At 67.3% G+C, this 15,894-nt stretch carries 18 protein-coding genes; 15 read left to right on the top strand and 3 right to left on the bottom strand.

Going from position 1 to position 15,894, the window contains the following annotated elements; translation table 11 throughout:
* Positions 1–9 precede the first annotated feature (9 nt).
* The 4 genes from KGR00_RS15310 (at position 10) to preA (ending at position 5,192) form a co-directional block, all read left to right on the top strand.
* Entirely contained in the window at positions 10–876 is an 867-nt protein-coding gene (locus KGR00_RS15310; protein WP_224419546.1) for a nitrilase-related carbon-nitrogen hydrolase, read from the top strand.
* Positions 877–969: 93 nt separating this feature from the next.
* Entirely contained in the window at positions 970–2,412 is a 1,443-nt protein-coding gene (hydA, locus tag KGR00_RS15305) for a dihydropyrimidinase (RefSeq protein ID WP_224419545.1), read from the top strand.
* Positions 2,413–2,508: 96 nt separating this feature from the next.
* Entirely contained in the window at positions 2,509–3,894 is a 1,386-nt protein-coding gene (locus KGR00_RS15300) for an NAD(P)-dependent oxidoreductase (RefSeq protein WP_224419544.1), read from the top strand.
* Positions 3,894–5,192 (top strand): NAD-dependent dihydropyrimidine dehydrogenase subunit PreA, encoded by a 1,299-nt coding sequence (gene preA / locus KGR00_RS15295; RefSeq protein WP_224419543.1) that lies wholly within the window; start codon positions 3,894–3,896, stop codon positions 5,190–5,192. The genes KGR00_RS15300 and preA overlap by 1 nt, the downstream gene beginning before the upstream one ends.
* A gap of 71 nt (positions 5,193–5,263) precedes the next feature.
* Here preA and KGR00_RS15290 read toward each other — a convergent pair whose 3' ends face one another.
* On the bottom strand, positions 5,264–5,884 hold the full coding sequence (locus KGR00_RS15290; protein ID WP_224419542.1) for a TetR/AcrR family transcriptional regulator: 621 nt from the start codon (positions 5,882–5,884) through the stop codon (positions 5,264–5,266).
* Between the two features lie 215 nt (positions 5,885–6,099).
* Here KGR00_RS15290 and KGR00_RS15285 point away from each other — a divergent pair, with 215 nt between their 5' ends.
* From KGR00_RS15285 to KGR00_RS15240, 10 genes are all read left to right on the top strand, one after another.
* Entirely contained in the window at positions 6,100–6,576 is a 477-nt protein-coding gene (locus KGR00_RS15285; protein WP_129139959.1) for a peroxiredoxin, read from the top strand.
* Positions 6,577–6,990: 414 nt separating this feature from the next.
* A complete protein-coding gene (locus tag KGR00_RS15280) occupies positions 6,991–7,842 on the top strand; it encodes a transporter substrate-binding domain-containing protein (protein WP_129139960.1) in 852 nt (283 codons plus the stop codon).
* A gap of 100 nt (positions 7,843–7,942) precedes the next feature.
* On the top strand, positions 7,943–8,617 hold the full coding sequence (locus tag KGR00_RS15275) for an amino acid ABC transporter permease (protein ID WP_129139961.1): 675 nt from the start codon (positions 7,943–7,945) through the stop codon (positions 8,615–8,617).
* Positions 8,617–9,372, top strand: coding sequence for an amino acid ABC transporter ATP-binding protein (locus tag KGR00_RS15270; protein ID WP_343232816.1), 756 nt, complete (start codon positions 8,617–8,619; stop codon positions 9,370–9,372). The genes KGR00_RS15275 and KGR00_RS15270 overlap by 1 nt, the downstream gene beginning before the upstream one ends.
* 5 nt (positions 9,373–9,377) lie before the next feature.
* Entirely contained in the window at positions 9,378–10,046 is a 669-nt protein-coding gene (locus KGR00_RS15265; RefSeq protein ID WP_224419541.1) for an amino acid ABC transporter permease, read from the top strand.
* 66 nt (positions 10,047–10,112) lie between these two features.
* On the top strand, positions 10,113–10,478 hold the full coding sequence (locus KGR00_RS15260; RefSeq protein ID WP_224419540.1) for a winged helix-turn-helix domain-containing protein: 366 nt from the start codon (positions 10,113–10,115) through the stop codon (positions 10,476–10,478).
* Positions 10,479–10,561: 83 nt separating this feature from the next.
* Entirely contained in the window at positions 10,562–11,371 is an 810-nt protein-coding gene (gene modA / locus KGR00_RS15255) for a molybdate ABC transporter substrate-binding protein (RefSeq protein WP_129139966.1), read from the top strand.
* A gap of 12 nt (positions 11,372–11,383) precedes the next feature.
* Complete coding sequence (modB, locus tag KGR00_RS15250; RefSeq protein WP_239031380.1) at positions 11,384–12,079, top strand: molybdate ABC transporter permease subunit; 696 nt, start codon at positions 11,384–11,386, stop codon at positions 12,077–12,079.
* Positions 12,076–13,170: a molybdenum ABC transporter ATP-binding protein gene (gene modC, locus KGR00_RS15245; RefSeq protein ID WP_224419539.1), complete on the top strand. Its 1,095-nt coding sequence runs from the start codon at positions 12,076–12,078 to the stop codon at positions 13,168–13,170. The genes modB and modC overlap by 4 nt, the downstream gene beginning before the upstream one ends.
* A gap of 70 nt (positions 13,171–13,240) precedes the next feature.
* The gene (locus KGR00_RS15240; RefSeq protein WP_224419538.1) at positions 13,241–13,792 is read left to right on the top strand and encodes a GNAT family N-acetyltransferase; all 552 of its coding nucleotides are present in this window, start codon (positions 13,241–13,243) and stop codon (positions 13,790–13,792) included.
* Positions 13,793–13,801: 9 nt separating this feature from the next.
* Here KGR00_RS15240 and KGR00_RS15235 read toward each other — a convergent pair whose 3' ends face one another.
* Positions 13,802–14,698 (bottom strand): LysR substrate-binding domain-containing protein, encoded by an 897-nt coding sequence (locus KGR00_RS15235; RefSeq protein ID WP_129139970.1) that lies wholly within the window; start codon positions 14,696–14,698, stop codon positions 13,802–13,804.
* 159 nt (positions 14,699–14,857) lie between these two features.
* Between KGR00_RS15235 and KGR00_RS15230 the strand changes: the two genes are divergently transcribed.
* Complete coding sequence (locus KGR00_RS15230) at positions 14,858–15,223, top strand: hypothetical protein (protein ID WP_224419537.1); 366 nt, start codon at positions 14,858–14,860, stop codon at positions 15,221–15,223.
* 8 nt (positions 15,224–15,231) lie between these two features.
* Here the strand turns inward: KGR00_RS15230 and KGR00_RS15225 are convergent, their stop codons facing one another.
* Entirely contained in the window at positions 15,232–15,882 is a 651-nt protein-coding gene (locus KGR00_RS15225; RefSeq protein WP_224419536.1) for a GntR family transcriptional regulator, read from the bottom strand.
* Positions 15,883–15,894: the final 12 nt, after the last annotated feature.

Below are 15,894 nucleotides of genomic sequence, written 5' to 3'. Positions count from 1 at the left end.
GAACCGTGCATGCAAAAGGTAAAGATCGGCTTGATCCAGATGGCCCTGAAGACCGGCACCGACCTGGCGCCGGAAGCCATCCGTGACGCCATGAACGAGGCGCACCTGCCCTATATCGAGAAGGCCGCCGCCGACGGCGTTCAGGTGCTCTGCTTCCAGGAGGTGTTCAACCAGCCCTACTTCTGCCCCAGCCAGGACAAGAAGTGGTATGCCGCCGCCGAGAAGGTGCCCGACGGCCCGACCTGCCGGATGATGCAGGAACTCGCCGCCAAGCACCGCATGGTGATCGTCGTGCCGATCTACGAAGAGACGGTGACCGGGATCTACTACAACACCGCCGCGGTCTTCGACGCCGACGGCAGTTATCTCGGCAAGTACCACAAGACGCACATTCCCCAGGTCGCCGGCTTCTGGGAGAAATACTTCTTCAAGCCCGGCAAGTCCGACTGGCCGGTGTTCGACACCGCCTACGGCAAGATCGGCGTCTACATCTGCTACGACCGTCACTTCCCCGAAGGCTGGCGGGCCCTGGCGCTCAACGGCGCCGAGATCATCTTCAACCCCTCGGCCACCGTGGCCGGCCTCTCGCAATATCTGTGGGAACTCGAACAGCCCGCCTCGGCGGCGGCCAACGGCTGCTTCATCGCCGCCATCAACCGGGTCGGCAGCGAGGCACCCTGGAACATCGGCGAGTTCTACGGCAGTTCCTACATCGCCAATCCGCGCGGTCAGATCGAGGCCCAGGCCAGCGACAAGGAAGACGAGCTGCTGATCCACGAGGTGGATCTGGCGATGGTCCGCGAGGTGCGCAACACCTGGCAGTTCTTCCGCGACCGCCGGCCGGAAACCTACGCGCGCCTCACCGACGGCGAATGACGAGGCCCGCCGGAAACGGGCTGCGTTCGCCACGCTTCCGGCGCCCCTCGTGCTGATCCCAACGGCCAAACAACTCCAAGAGGTTCCAAGATCATGGCGACCCTCCTGATCCGTGGCGGCACCGTCGTCACCCACGATGCCACCTACCGCGCCGATGTGCTCTGCGTCGACGGCAAGATCGCCGCCGTCGGCCCCGACCTGGATGTCCCGGGCGACGCCGAGGTGATCGACGCCGGCGGCCAGTACGTGATGCCCGGCGGCATCGACCCGCATACCCACATGCAATTGCCGTTCATGGGCACAGTGGCCAGCGAGGACTTCTACACCGGCACCGCCGCGGGGCTGGCCGGTGGCACCACCTCGATCATCGACTTCGTGATTCCCAGCCCCGGCCAGCCGCTGATGGAGGCCTTCCAGACCTGGCGCGGCTGGGCCGAGAAGGCGGCCAGCGACTACGCCTTCCACGTCGCCATCACCTGGTGGGACGACAGCGTTCACGAGGACATGGGCACCCTGGTACGCGAGCACGGCGTCAACAGTTTCAAGCACTTCATGGCCTACAAGAACGCCATCATGGCCACCGACGACATCCTGGTGGCCAGCTTCACCCGCTGCCTGGAACTCGGCGCCGTGCCCACGGTGCACGCCGAGAACGGCGAGCTGGTCCATCACATGCAGCAGAAGCTGCTCGCCCAGGGGCTCAGCGGGCCCGAGGCCCATCCGCTGTCGCGCCCGCCACAGGTCGAGGGCGAGGCCGCCAGCCGCGCGATCCGCATCGCCGGCACGCTGGGCGCACCGATCTACGTGGTGCACGTCTCGTGCAAGGATGCCCTCGACGAGATCACCTACGCGCGCCGCCAGGGCCAGCCGGTCTACGGCGAGGCGCTCGCCGGGCACCTGCTGATCGATGACAGCGTCTATCGCAGCAAGGACTGGCTGCAATCCGCCGGCCACGTGATGAGCCCACCCTTCCGCAGTCCCGAGCACCAGGCGGCACTCTGGACCGGCCTGCAGTCCGGCAACCTGCAGACCACCGCCACCGACCACTGCTGCTTCTGCGCCGATCAGAAGATGATGGGCAAGGACGACTTCACCAAGATCCCCAACGGCACCGCCGGCATCGAGGATCGCATGGCGGTACTCTGGGACGCCGGGGTGGGCGGCGGACGCATCTCGATGCAGGAGTTCGTCGCCGTCACCTCCACCAACACCGCCAAGATCTTCAACCTCTACCCGCGCAAGGGGGCGATCCAGGAAGGCGCCGACGCCGACCTGGTGGTCTGGGACCCCAACGGCACTCGCACCATCTCGGCCAAGACCCATCACCAGAACGTCGACTTCAACATCTTCGAGGGCAGAACGGTCACCGGCATCCCCCGCCATACCGTCAGCCAGGGCAAGTGGGTGTGGCGCGACGGCGACCTGCGCGCCGAGCGCGGCGCCGGCCGTTACCTCGAGCGCCCGGCCTATCCGGGGGTCTTCGACGTGCTCAAGAAGCGCGCCGAGCGCAACGCGCCCACGGCCGTGGAACGCTGAGGCGCCCGCTACGCCCCGTACGACCCATAACGAAAATGACAACAACCGGCCCGCCGCGTCGCCCAGAGCGAACGGCGGCGCCGAAGGAGACCGACCGTGACCGATTCCCTCGATCACCTGCCCCGAGCCGGCGACGGCGGCCGTAACGCTGCGGCGCTGGAAGCCAACTTCCGCGACCTGCACCCGCCGCTGACCCAGCGCCAGGCGATCATCGAGAGCCAGCGCTGCCTCTACTGCTATGACGCGCCCTGCATCGAAGCCTGCCCCTCGGACATCGACATCCCGCGCTTCATCCGCGAGATCAGCGAGGACAACATCAACGGCGCGGCGCAGACCATCCTCGAGGAGAACATCCTCGGCGGCAGTTGCGCCCGGGTCTGCCCCACCGAGATCCTCTGCGAGCAGAGCTGCGTGCGCAACCACGACGCCGAGTGCCAGCCGGTGCTGATCGGCCTGCTGCAGCGTCACGCCATCGACCACATGCACTTCACCGAACACCCCTTCCCGCGCGCCGCCGATACCGGACGACACGTCGCCGTGGTCGGCGCCGGCCCGGCGGGGCTGTCCTGCGCCCACCGCCTGGCGACCCACGGTCATCGGGTGACGATCTACGAGGCCGACCCCAAGCCCGGCGGGCTCAACGAATACGGCATCGCTCGCTACAAGCTGGTCGACGACTACGCGCAGAAGGAGATCGACTTCCTGCTCGAGGTCGGCGGCATCGAGATTCGCCATGGCCAGCGGCTCGGCGACAACCTCGACCTCGCCACCCTCAAGCGCGATCACGACGCGGTCTTCCTCGGCCTGGGGCTGGGTGCCAGCCGCCGCCTGGGGCTGACCGGCGAGGGCGCGCCCGACGTGGCGACGCCCGGCCTGATGCCGGCCACCGACTACATCCGGACGCTGCGCCAGACCGACGACCTGAGCGCACTACCGCTGGCCCGGCGCTGCGTGGTGATCGGCGCCGGCAATACCGCCATCGACATGGCGGTGCAGATGGCACGTCTCGGCGCCGACGAGGTCACCCTGGTCTACCGGCGTGGCCTGGATGCCATGCCCGCCACCGGCCACGAACAGGAGATCGCCCGCGCCAACGGCGTCAAGATCGTCACCTGGGCGCGTCCCGAAGAGATCCTGCTCGATGCCGAAGGCCGCGTGGCCGGCATGCGCTTCGCGCGCACCGAATCCCGCGACGGCACCCTCGTGGACACCGGCGAGACACTGGAGATCGCCGCCGACGGCGTCTTCACGGCGATCGGCCAGGCCCTCGACGAGGCCCATCTGGCGGCTATCCCGGGGCTGGAACGCGAAGGCGGCAAGGTCCACGTCGACGGCCACTTCCGCACCGACCTGCCCGGCGTCTACGCCGGCGGCGACTGCATCGCCCTGGGGCAGGATCTCACCGTCCAGGCCGTGCAGCACGGCAAGCTGGCCGCCCAGGCCATTCATCAGGATCTCATGGCCCAGCAGGAGGTGGCGTAATGAAAGCGATCGCCAAACGACCCGACGTCGACCTGAGTATCGAGTTCGCCGGCATCAAGTCCCCCAACCCGTTCTGGCTGGCCTCGGCGCCGCCCACCGACAAGGCCTACAACGTCGAGCGCGCCTTCGAAGCGGGCTGGGGCGGCGTGGTGTGGAAGACCCTCGGCGAGGACCCGGCGCCGGTCAACGTGTCGTCGCGCTACTCGGCGCATTTCGGCAAGAACCGCGAGGTGCTGGGCTTCAACAACATCGAGCTGATCACCGACCGCAGCCTGGAGACCAACCTGCGCGAGATCACCGAGGTCAAGCAGCGCTGGCCCGACCGGGCGCTGATCGTGTCGATCATGGTGCCCTGCGTCGAGGAGAGCTGGAAGGCGATCCTGCCCCGGGTCGAGGCCACCGGCGCCGACGGCATCGAGCTCAACCTGGGCTGCCCCCACGGCATGCCGGAGCGCGGCATGGGCGCCGCGGTGGGCCAGAACCCCGACCTGATCGAGCAGGTCACGCGCTGGTGCAAGACCTACTCGCGGCTGCCGGTGATCGTCAAGCTGACCCCCAACATCACCGACATCCGCGCGCCGGCCCGTGCCGCATTGCGCGGTGGCGCCGACGCCGTGTCGCTGATCAACACCATCAACTCGATCACCTCGATCGACCTCGACCACATGGTCGCTCGCCCTACCGTGGGCCACCAGAGCACCCACGGCGGTTACTGCGGCGCGGCGGTCAAGCCGATCGCCATGAACATGGTCGCCGAGATCGCCCGCGACCCGGCCACCCAAGGGTTGCCGATCTGCGGCATCGGTGGGATTTCCAACTGGCACGACGCCGCCGAGTTCGTCGCCCTCGGCGCCGGTGCGGTGCAGGTCTGCACCGCCGCCATGCTCCACGGCTTCCGCATCGTCGAAGAGATGCAGGATGGCCTGGCACGCTGGATGGCCGAGAAGGGCTATCGACGCCTGAGCGACTTCTCCGGGAAGGCGGTGGCCCATACCACCGACTGGAAGTATCTCGACATGAACTTCCAGACCATCGCCCATATCGACCAGGACCAGTGCATCCAGTGCGGACGCTGCTACATCGCCTGCGAGGACACCTCGCACCAGTCGATCGCCAAGCTCGTCGACGAGGCCGGTGCGCGACGCTACGAAGTGATCGAGGAAGAATGCGTGGGCTGCAACCTGTGCCAGATCACCTGCCCGGTGGAAGGCTGCATCACCATGGTCCCCCAGGAAAGCGGCAAGCCCTACCTGAGCTGGAACGAGGACCCGCGCAATCCCTTCCGCGAATCGGCGTGATACCAGCCTCGAGATAGATACGATGCCCCGGCCACGAGCCGGGGTTTTTCGTCATAATGAACAGGAGGCGCTCACGGCGACAACCCGATCCCCCGCAGCAGAGTGCTGGTCACGGTCTGCACCGCGCGCTCGAACTGCCTGTCGTCGAGCGGGGCATCGTCGTTGAGCAGGTAGATCTGGTAGTCGAAATCGGCGTAGTGCTGGGTCGAGGCCCAGATCATGTACAGCAGGTAGGAAGGGTCGACGGGCAGGATGCGTTCGGCCTCGATCCATTCGCGGATCTTGGCCTCCTTGAGCTTGGCCCATTCGTAGAGGTTGTCGCGCAAACAGTCGCCGAGCACCGGAGCACCCTGCATCACCTCCGCCGCCCAGACCTTGGAGCCGGCGGCGCGATTGCGCGAATGCAGCATCTTGGCGCGGATGTAGGTCGACAGCACGATGCGCGGGTCGTCGTAAAGCTCGAAGCACAGCGCGTCCTGCTTCCAGACCTCGAGCAGGCCCAGCAACACCTCGCGGTACAACTCCTCCTTGGTCGAGAAGTAGTAATGCACGTTGGACTTGGGGATCTCGGCCAACTGGGCGATCTCGCCCATCGAGGCACCGGCATATCCCTTCTCGGCGAACACCCGCTCCGCCGCCAGCAGAATGTTCTCGACATTGCGCTGGCGAATCCCGCTCTTCCGCTTGGCCATGACGTCCCCTGGACCGCTACCGACTCCCTGTAAGATATTCGCGAGTCTACCATTTTTCGCGGGATTTCAGGGGGATGCCTTGGTCGTAGGGCACCGGGCCAGGTGACGGCCCCGTCGCCCGGCGGGCAGTTCCCTCTCCGGCGGACGGTTGCTAGAGTGAAGGGTTACCGGGTCGGCGAAATGCCGGCTCTCACACTCAGGATTAAGGACGACTCATGAGCATCTCGGTAGGCGACAAGATTCCCGACGTCACGATCAAGACCAACGGTGCCAACGGCCCCGAGGACATCTCGACCGGCGAGCTGTTCGCCGGCAAGCGGGTGGTATTGTTCGCGGTGCCCGGTGCCTTCACGCCCGGTTGTTCCAACACCCACATGCCGGGCTTCGTGATCAAGGCCGACGACATTCTCGCCAAGGGCGTCGACACCATCGCCTGCATGGCGGTCAACGACGCCTTCGTCATGGATGCCTGGCAGAAGGATCAGAACGCCCAGCAGATTACCATGCTGGCCGACGGCAATGCCGATTTCGCCCGGGCGCTGGGCCTCGACATGGACGCCAGCGGCGGTGGCATGGGCACGCGCAGCAAGCGTTTCGCGCTGATCGCCGACGATGGTGTGGTGGAATACCTGGGCGTGGATGCCAAGGGCGTCGACCAGAGCAGTGCCGAGACGGTGCTGGGCAAGCTCTGAGCCACGGCGTGCTGCGCTGCACGCAAACTGCCTGCGCTCGGCGTGGTGACGGAGAACCGCGCACTACGCCGAGCACGCCTCTTGTCCCCGTCAGCCCCACCCTCCAGCCTGTCGCGCCCCGCGCCTGATCGGCGGCCCGGTGGGGCCCGGCCAGCGGTACGCCCGATGCCAAGGCGCTTTTGGCCCCATCGTTCGTTCAGCCCCTATCACCGACTGACTCCTCGCCCCGAATGAAATACCGCGAGGCGAGCTCTCTCGTCGCGGATGCAACCCCTTAATGTCCAACGGTTCTTGAACGAAGCAAGCGCCGATTTTGGACTACGCTTTATCGGTAACGGCGCTCGGCCGGGGGTTTTGCGACGAAAAGCGGGCGCCGGCGACCAAGATAACAACCCACAATAACGAGGGTGACCGATGAGATTTCTGGGACTCGAGACGAAGACGCTGACCGCCGGACTGATCCTGTCGCTGGGCACGCTGGCCGCCGCCAACAGCCAGGCCGCCGACACCTACACCGTGGGGGTCGAGGCCTCCTTCCCGCCCTGGGCCTACGTGGAGGCCGGCGAATACAAGGGCATCGCCATCGACGCCATGAAGAAGATCGCCGAGAACGAAGGGCTGGAGATCGAGTTCAAGGACCTGCCCTTTCCCTCGCTGATCCCTGCACTCTCGGCCGAGAAGATCGACATCCTCGCCACCGGCCTGACGGTGACCGAGGAGCGCAGCAAGGTGATCGACTTCACCGTGCCCTGGTGGGAAACCAACGACGTGATCGTGGTCCCCGAGGACTCCGATCTGAACGTCTTCACCGCCGTGTGCTGCGGCGCCAACGTCGGCGTCCAGGGCGGCTCATCGCAGAAGGCCTGGATGGAGGAAAACGTCCTCGACAGCGACATCGACGTCAACCTCAAGAGCTACGACAGCTACGTCACCGCGATCAGCGACATGCTCAACGGCCGCCTCACGGCGGTCGACGTCGACGACACTTCGGCGCAGGAATACATCAACGAAGGCCGCCCGGTGAAGATCGCCGGCAAGATCTTCATTCGCGCCCCGCTGGCACTGGCGGTCAGCAAGGGCGACCCCCAGGGCCTGCTGCCCAAGCTCAACCAGGGCATCGTCGCGCTCGCGGATTCCGGCCAGTGGGCGACCATCGTCCACGACTACATCCCGGGCGTCACCGTGCCGCCGGTGCCCGGCAACATGCCCGCGTTCGTCGACACCTACGCCAAGCCCGTGGCCGGGCTGCCCGACCTGGGCAACTGATCGCTTCGATCAATCGGCGCCCGATCCGGTCGCCGGTGCCCTCCCGCAGGAGCACCGGCGTCGGTCGGGTGTGTCACTCGCCTGACGGACGCGCACCGGCATGAACATCTACGACGTCATCCTCAGGGACTTTCCGTTCCTGCTCAAGGGCCTGGGCATCGCCGTGATCCTGCTGGCGGCGCTGCTGGCGCTGGGCTTCGTGATCGGCCTGACGATCTGCCTGCTGCAGCTCTACGGCCCCCGCACCCGCTTCGTGCAGTGGCCACTCAAGGCCTACGAGCGCGTGTTCCGCGGCGTGCCGATCATCATCATGCTGTTCATCTTCTACTACGGGCTGGCCGGGGTCTTCGACATTTCGTCGTTCGCCGCGGCGATCCTGGCGCTGGGCTTTCGCTCCGGGGCCTACCAGTCGCAGATCTTCCGCAGCGCCTTCCAGTCGGTCCCCGCCGGGCAGATGACCGCCGCCCGGGCCCATGGCATGAGCCTGGCCCAGGCGATCCGCTGGATCCTCTTTCCCCAGGCGATCCGCCACGCCATCGGCCCCTGGACCAACGAGTTCTCCTCCGAGATCAAGGAGACCTCGCTGGCCTACGTCATCGGCGTGGTCGAGCTGACCCGTCAGGCGCACTACATCATCACCAGCACCCAGGGCAACACGCTGACGGTGTTCGCCGTGGTGGCGCTGCTCTACTTCATCGTCAACAAGGCCGGCAACAGCGGACTCTACTGGCTGGAAGCCCGACTCGCCGTGCCCGGTTTCGAAAAACGCCAGTGATGACAGGAACCCCCATGGCCGACACTCCCGTACTGCGCGCCGACGCCATCCACAAGCGCTACGCCGACAACGAGGTCCTCAAGGGCATCTCCCTGACGCTGGCACGCGGCGAGACCAAGGTCCTGATCGGCCCTTCCGGGTCCGGCAAGAGTACCTTCCTGCGCTGTCTCAACCATCTGACCAAGCCCGACCGGGGCACCATCGAACTCGACGGTGTCGAGATCAGCGACGCCAACATCGACCGGATGCGCGCCCGGATCGGTTTCGTGTTCCAGGACTTCAACCTGTTCTCGCATCTCAGCGTGCTCGACAACGTGAGCATCTGTCCGATCCGCGTCAAGCGCCAGGCCCGCGACGAGGCCATCCGCCGCGCCCGCGAGGAACTCGAGCGCGTGGGGCTCGGCGACAAGGCCGACGCCTACCCCGCCGAACTCTCCGGCGGTCAGCAGCAGCGGGTGTCGATCGCCCGGGCCCTGGCCATGGACCCCACGCTGATGCTCTTCGACGAGCCTACCTCGGCACTCGACCCCGAACTGACCGGCGAGGTCGTCAAGGTCATGCAGCGTCTCGCCGACGACGGCATGACCATGCTGGTGGTCTCCCACGAGATGGGCTTCGCCCGTCAGGCGGCGGACGAGATCGTGTTCATGGAGGGCGGCCACATCGTCGAGCAGGGTCCGCCGGAGACGCTCTTCTCGCAGCCGGCCCAGGACCGCACGCGGGCCTTTCTCAACGTCATCGCCGAGCACGGGTGAGCGCCATGATCGAGTTCCTGCAGTTCAGCGCCGAGCAGTTACCCGAACTGCTCAAGGGCGTGCCGGTCACGCTGTCGCTGTGGATCATCGCCATCGTCCTGGGGTTCTTCCTGGGGCTCGCCCTGGCCTGGGCGCGGGTCTACGGCAACCGTTTCTGGTACGCCCTGAGCACCGCCTACATCGAGCTGTTTCGCGGCACGCCGATGCTGGTGCAGATGTTCTTCATCTATCTGGGCCTGCCGCAGCTCGGCATCGTCTTCGACGCCTTCACCTCGGCGGTGATCGCCATCACCCTCAACAGCGCTGCCTACCAGGCGGAATACTTCCGCGGCTCGGTGCTCTCGGTGCCCCAGGGCCAACTGGTCGCCGCGCGTGCCTGCGGCATGACCCAGTGGCAGGCGATCCGCTACGTCGTGCTGCCCCAGGCACTGCGCCGCGTGCTGCCGCAGTGGTCGAACGAGGCGATCATCGAGCTCAAGTTCACCTCGATCGCCTACACCATCGGCGTGGTGGAGATCACCGCCCGGGCCTCCGACATCGGCTCGCGGACCCTGGAGTTCTTCCAGATCTTCCTGCTCGCCGGGGTGATCTATCTGGTGCTGACCTCGAGCGTCGCCAGCTTCCTCAACTGGGTGGAACGCCGCTATTACGTGCCGGGCGTCACCCATGTCTGAGGTGGCGGCTGCACGGCCACCCGACCCGTGATAGAACGGGGGCGTTTCCCGATTCGGAAGAGGCCCATGACCCGCACCCGCCACAGCACACCCACCTTTCAGTTGCGCCTGGTCGCCGACAAGGACGTGGTCATCGGCCCCGGCAAGGCCGACCTGCTGGAGGCGATCGACCGCAGCGGCTCGATCGCCTCGGCGAGCCGCGAGCTGGGCATGAGCTACAAGAAGGCCTGGCAGCTCATCGAGACCATGAACCGGCATTTCGCCACGCCGCTGATCGACACCCGCATGGGCGGCAGCCAGCACGGCGGTGCCACGCTCACCCCGCTCGGCCGCGAGGTGATCGATCACTATCGCGCCCTGGAACGGCGCCTCGCCCCGGACGACTGCCCCGAGGCCCGCGCCCTGCTCGAATGCCTGGCGCCGTCCGAATAGAACGCTGCCGACGCCTTGTCAGAGCACGAACGCCCTGGCTATAGTGTTGCCGCTATATCCATTCATACATAGCGGATAACCCCATGCCTCGATCCGAGCACCCCACGCGCCGCCGGACCCTGCGCCTCTGCCAGCTGGCGGCGCTGACCCTGCTTGCCGGTGCATCGCTGGCCCGGGCCACGCCCACCGTCACTGTCTACGCCGCCGCCTCGCTGACCGACGCCCTGAATGCGGTGATCGCCGACTACGAAGCCGATCACGACGCCGACATCGTGGCGGTCTATGCCGCCTCCTCCACCGCTGCCCGCCAGATCGCCAACGGCGCACCGGCCGACCTCTACGTCTCGGCCAACGAGCGCTGGATGGACTGGCTGGCCGAGCAGGATGTGACGCTGACCCAGCGCGCGGATCTGCTGAGCAACCGCCTGGTGCTGATCGGCGCGCCGCAGGAGGACGCCGAACCCTTCACGCCGGGTGCCGGTCAACCGGTCGCCTCGCGGCTCGACGACGGCCGGCGGCTGGCGGTGGGCGATCCCGATCACGTCCCCGCCGGCATCTACGCCAGGCAGGCGCTCGAATCGCTCGGCGAATGGCGGACCCTGGAACCCCGGCTCGCCCGTGGCGACAACGTGCGCGCCGCGCTGGCGCTGGTCGAACGCGGCGAGGCGCCCCTGGGCATCGTCTACCGGAGCGACGCCCAGGCCAGCGACAAGGTCCACCAGTTGGGCGTGTTCCCCGCCGACAGCCACCAGCCCATCACCTATCCGCTGGCGCTGATCGACCCGCCCGCCAGTGACGCTGCCCGGGCCTTCCGCGACTGGCTGACCGGCGACGAGGCGATGACCCTCTTCACGAAGTTCGGCTTCTCGCCGGCCCCCACCACTCGCCCCTGAGCGCGGTCGCTGATGCTCTCCGATGCCGAATGGCAGGCCATCCTGATCAGCCTCAAGGTCGCCGGCAGCGCGGTCGGCTGGATCCTGGTACCCGGCGTGGCCGTGGCCTGGCTGATGGCGCGCCATGACTTTCGCGGCAAGGCGCTGCTCGATGGCCTGCTGCACCTGCCGCTGGTGCTGCCGCCGGTGGTGGTCGGCTATCTGTTGCTGCTGTCGCTGGGCCGCCGGGGCTGGCTGGGGCAGTGGCTGGACGGCACCTTCGGCATCACGCTGCCGTTCACCTGGCAGGGGGCGGCGGTGGCCGGCGGGGTGATGGCCTTCCCGCTGCTGGTGCGCGCCGTGCGCCTCTCGCTCGAAGCAGTGGACGTCAAGCTGGAAGCCGCCGCCAGCACCCTGGGCGCCAATCGCTGGCGGGTGTTCTTCACCATCACCCTGCCGCTGGCCTTCCCGGGACTGATCACCGGCGCGGTGCTGGCCTTCGCCCGGGCGCTCTCGGAGTTCGGCGCGACCATCACCTTTGCCTCCAACATCCCCGGCGAGACGCGCACCCTGCCCCTGGCGCTCTACACCCTGATCCAGACGCCGGGACAGGAAGCCGCCGCCGCCCGACTGTGCGCCCTGTCGATCGCCATCGCCATGGCCTCGCTGCTGGCCTCGGAATGGCTGACCCGCCAGGCACGGCGCCGCCTCAAGGAACGGGACGGATGACCGACGAGCCGGCAAACGCGCTACATATCGACGTCCGCAAGCGCCAGGGTGACTTCGATCTCGACGCGACCCTGAGCGTCCCCGCCCGGGGCGTCACCGCCTTGTTCGGCGCCTCCGGCAGCGGCAAGACCAGCCTGCTGCGACTGATCGCCGGCCTCGATCTCCCCGACGAAGGCGCCATCACGCTCGGCGACGAGACGCTCACCGACACCGCGCGTGGCGTGGCGGTGCCTCCCCACCGCCGGCGTCTGGGGGTGGTCTTCCAGGAGGCCCGGCTGTTTCCCCACTACCGGGTACGCGGTAACCTCGCCTACGGCATGCGCCCGGCGGCGCGCGGGCGCTTCGATGGCCTCGTCGAGATGCTGGGCATCGGCCATCTGCTGGAGCGCTTTCCGACCACGCTCTCCGGTGGCGAGGCGCGCCGCGTGGCGATCGGCCGGGCGCTGCTCAGCGAGCCGCGGGTACTGCTGATGGACGAGCCGCTCACCGGGCTCGACGGGGCGCGCAAGCAGGAACTGCTGAATTACATCGCCCGGCTCGCCCGCGACATCAACATTCCAATCGTCTACGTCAGCCACGACCCCGAGGAGCTGACCGCCATCGCCGATCATCTGGTGCTGCTCGACGCCGGGCGAGTGATCGCCCACGGTGCCCTGGACAGCATGCTCGCGCGCTTCGAACTCACCGCGCACCTGGGCGGTTTCGACGCCGTCTCGCTGCTCGGCGCCACGCTCGAATGCCACGAGCCGCAATACGCCCTGAGTCACCTGCGCCTCGACGACGGCCAGCGGCTCACGGTACCGGCGCTCGATGCCGCGCCCGGCGAACGTCGCCGCCTGCGCGTGCCGGTGCGCGATGTCGCCCTGGCCCTCGCGCCCCCCCAGGGGACCAGTTATCGCAACCACCTCACGGCGACGATCGAAGGTGTCGCCGACCCGGCCCCCGGCGCGGCGATCGTCGAATTGCGCCTGCGTGTCGGTGGCCAGTTCCTGCGTGCGCGGCTGACCCGCAAGTCGTTCGACGAACTGGGACTGCGGGAAGGCATGACGGTGGTGGCATTGATCCGCAGCGTGGCATTCGCCGCGTCCTGACCGGCCCCGGCTGGACAAGGCGAGCGAGGCAGGCATCATTGATCGCAACACTTCCAAGCGTGACGACGTCATGAGCCAAACCCTCTCGTCCCCCAGCTCCCTCACCGTGCGCGATGCCCGCGATACCGACCTGCCCGCCATCCGCGATCTGTATGCCGCTCACGTCGAACACGGCACGGCGTCCTTCGAACTCGAGGCGCCGACGCTCGACGAGATGCGCGCCCGTCATGCCTCGATCGCCACCGCCGGCCTGCCCTATCTGGTCGCCGTGGACGCGTCCGATAACATCCTCGGCTTCTGCTACGCGGGCCCCTACCATGCCCGGCCGGCCTATCGTCACACCCTGGAGACCTCGATCTACGTCGCCGAAGGGCGCGGCGGCCAGGGCATCGGCAAGGCCCTGTTCGAGGTCCTGATCGATCGCTGCGAACGCGGCCCCTGGCGGCAGATGCTGGCGATCATCGGCGACAGCGACAACGCCGGCTCGATCGCCCTGCACCGGCGTTTCGGCTTCGCGCACGTCGGCACCTTTCACGCCGTGGGCTTCAAGTTCGGCCGCTGGCTCGACACCGTGCTGATGCAACGTGCGCTGGGCGACGCCGCCTCGCCACGCGATCCCTGAGACCACCTGCTAACGCAGGCCCTGAAAGGCCTCGATCACATGCCCGGCCAGTACCTCGCTCGCCGAGCCGGCCTCGGCGGCGCGAATCAACTGCACCCGATACTCGCCGAGCGGTGGGAGGCCGGCCTCGCTACCCAGGCGTCGCAACGGCGGGCGCACCATGCTCTGGGGTAATGGCGCCACCGCCAGATCGGCGAGCAGCGCCGCCTCCTGACCGGCGCAATTCTCGCTGGTATAGGCGATGCGATATGCCAGGCCACTGCGATCCAGCGCCGACAGCGCCATCGCCCGCCAGGCGCAGCCCTGATTGGCCAGCGCCAGCGGCAACGGCGTGCGCTCCAGGGCCACACCACCGTCGAGACACGCCCACGCCAGCGGCTCGCTGTACACCACCTCGCCACGCCCACCCGGCATTTCTTGAGTGCCGGCGGTGACCAGTGCCAGATCGAGCTCGCCACGGTCCAGCCGCTCGAGCAGCTCCACGCTACGGCCCACCACGACGTCCACCTGAACCGCGGGGTGCGAGCGAGCGAACTGCGCCAGCACCCGCGGCAGGATGCGCGAGCCGACGTCGTCCGGGCTGCCGAAACGCACCGCGCCCTCCAGGGGCGGGGCGAGAAAGTGCGTGACCGCCTCCTCGTTGAGCTTGAGCAGCCGACGACCATAGCTGAGCAATACCTCGCCCTCCGGCGTCAGACGGACCTGACGCGCCTCGCGCACGAACAGCGTACGCTCCAGGGTCTCTTCCAGGCGCTTGATCTGCATGCTCAATGCCGAGGGAGTACGAAACACCTGCTTGGCCGCACGAGTGAAGCTGCCGCTCTCGGCAATGGCGACGAAGGTCCGCAGCACGTCGGTATCGAGCAACGGCAGGGTCGGAGGGAGGGTGGCCGTGGAGTGGGGCATGACATCACCAATGGCTTCAATTTTCCTTAACACTCAATGTAGACCTTTTCGTTGTACTGAACAAAGAGCGTCAGCCAAGCTGAATCCCGAGGTCGCGACCCTCGTCATTCATCCACGATTTACCGACCGCGCGTGCGGCCGGTCATCAGGAGATGTGTCATGTCCGCTCTCGACCCGATTCGCCGCGAACGCTGCCAGGATCGCCAAACTCGCCTCCCGTCGCGACCGCCGATGCCCGATTTCTACATGCCGGCGATGCCGCCCCTGGGATTGATCCAGGCCGTGGAGACACGACTCCGCGATTGGCGACGCCGCCGCCAGTTTCGGCGTCGCTTCCTGCCCCTGCTCGACCATGAAGATCCCATTCTCGCCGACATGGGGCACTGCCGCGCCGAGATCGAATGGGCGGCGAGTCTGCCGTGGCGCGAGGATGCCACCCGCGCCCTGCTCGAGCGTCGCGAACGCCGTCTCGCCGCGACCCGGAGAGCGCCCTACCGCGAGCGAGCCACGGCTCCGCCGGCCTGAGCGGAGGATCAGCCGAGCAGCATCATGCCCTGCTCGATGTCCGCGGCGATCGCCCGGCAGAAGCCGTCACGATCGCCGCGTCGCAGTGCCTCGGTCACCTCGCGGTGGTAATCGTCGGCGATGCTCGCGCCCCAGCGCGAGCAGATGTAGCGCATGCTGGGGCCGTACTGCAGCCACAGCACCTCGACCAGCGGCAACAGCACGCAGGAGCCGCTGAGCCGGTAGATGTGGAAGTGGAACTGATAGTTGCCGCGCATGTAACTGACGATGTCGGCCTCCTCGATGGCGGTGTTGATCCGGGCGTCGATGGCCTCGAGCTCGAGAATGTCGGCCTCGCCGATGTGGACGAAGGCCTGGCGCGAGACCTCGGTCTCGAGGTTCTGGCGCGCGAACAGGACCTCCGCGAAGCGCTGGCGGCTCAACTCGGGCACGCGAATCTTGCGACTGTCGGAGAACACCAGCGCCCCTTCGGTGACCAGCCAGCGGATCGCTTCGCGCGCCGGCATCGCGCTGGTGCCGTATTCGGCGGCGATGCGGCGAATCGAGATCACTTCGCCGGGTGAGAAGTCCCCTTCGCACAGGCGCACGCGCAGCGCCCGGTGCAGGCGGGTGGAGGCGGTATCTGGCGAAAAGCTGTCGCGACTCGGTGTCAGTTCCATGCAGGTGTCATT

It is taken from the genome of Modicisalibacter sp. MOD 31.J, assembly GCF_020147985.1.
GTDB lineage: Bacteria > Pseudomonadota > Gammaproteobacteria > Pseudomonadales > Halomonadaceae > Modicisalibacter > Modicisalibacter coralii.
The sequence above is the reverse complement of the archived record's forward strand: the minus strand, read 5'-3'. Positions and strand labels throughout refer to the sequence as shown.

Bases quoted from the DNA above. Each gene is read 5' to 3' on its own strand.
- KGR00_RS15290 (WP_224419542.1), bottom strand. From the start codon at position 5,884: ATGGCCAAGCGGAAGAGCGGGATTCGCCAGCGCAATGTCGAGAACATT.
- KGR00_RS15265 (WP_224419541.1), top strand. From the start codon at position 9,378: ATGATCGAGTTCCTGCAGTTCAGCGCCGAGCAGTTACCCGAACTGCTC.
- KGR00_RS15310 (WP_224419546.1), top strand. From the start codon at position 10: ATGCAAAAGGTAAAGATCGGCTTGATCCAGATGGCCCTGAAGACCGGC.
- KGR00_RS15275 (WP_129139961.1), top strand. From the start codon at position 7,943: ATGAACATCTACGACGTCATCCTCAGGGACTTTCCGTTCCTGCTCAAG.
- KGR00_RS15240 (WP_224419538.1), top strand. From the start codon at position 13,241: ATGAGCCAAACCCTCTCGTCCCCCAGCTCCCTCACCGTGCGCGATGCC.
- KGR00_RS15235 (WP_129139970.1), bottom strand. From the start codon at position 14,698: ATGCCCCACTCCACGGCCACCCTCCCTCCGACCCTGCCGTTGCTCGAT.
- KGR00_RS15285 (WP_129139959.1), top strand. From the start codon at position 6,100: ATGAGCATCTCGGTAGGCGACAAGATTCCCGACGTCACGATCAAGACC.
- KGR00_RS15260 (WP_224419540.1), top strand. From the start codon at position 10,113: ATGACCCGCACCCGCCACAGCACACCCACCTTTCAGTTGCGCCTGGTC.
- KGR00_RS15225 (WP_224419536.1), bottom strand. From the start codon at position 15,882: ATGGAACTGACACCGAGTCGCGACAGCTTTTCGCCAGATACCGCCTCC.
- modB (WP_239031380.1), top strand. From the start codon at position 11,384: ATGCTCTCCGATGCCGAATGGCAGGCCATCCTGATCAGCCTCAAGGTC.
- KGR00_RS15230 (WP_224419537.1), top strand. From the start codon at position 14,858: ATGTCCGCTCTCGACCCGATTCGCCGCGAACGCTGCCAGGATCGCCAA.
- KGR00_RS15280 (WP_129139960.1), top strand. From the start codon at position 6,991: ATGAGATTTCTGGGACTCGAGACGAAGACGCTGACCGCCGGACTGATC.
- preA (WP_224419543.1), top strand. From the start codon at position 3,894: ATGAAAGCGATCGCCAAACGACCCGACGTCGACCTGAGTATCGAGTTC.
- hydA (WP_224419545.1), top strand. From the start codon at position 970: ATGGCGACCCTCCTGATCCGTGGCGGCACCGTCGTCACCCACGATGCC.
- modC (WP_224419539.1), top strand. From the start codon at position 12,076: ATGACCGACGAGCCGGCAAACGCGCTACATATCGACGTCCGCAAGCGC.
- KGR00_RS15270 (WP_343232816.1), top strand. From the start codon at position 8,617: ATGACAGGAACCCCCATGGCCGACACTCCCGTACTGCGCGCCGACGCC.
- modA (WP_129139966.1), top strand. From the start codon at position 10,562: ATGCCTCGATCCGAGCACCCCACGCGCCGCCGGACCCTGCGCCTCTGC.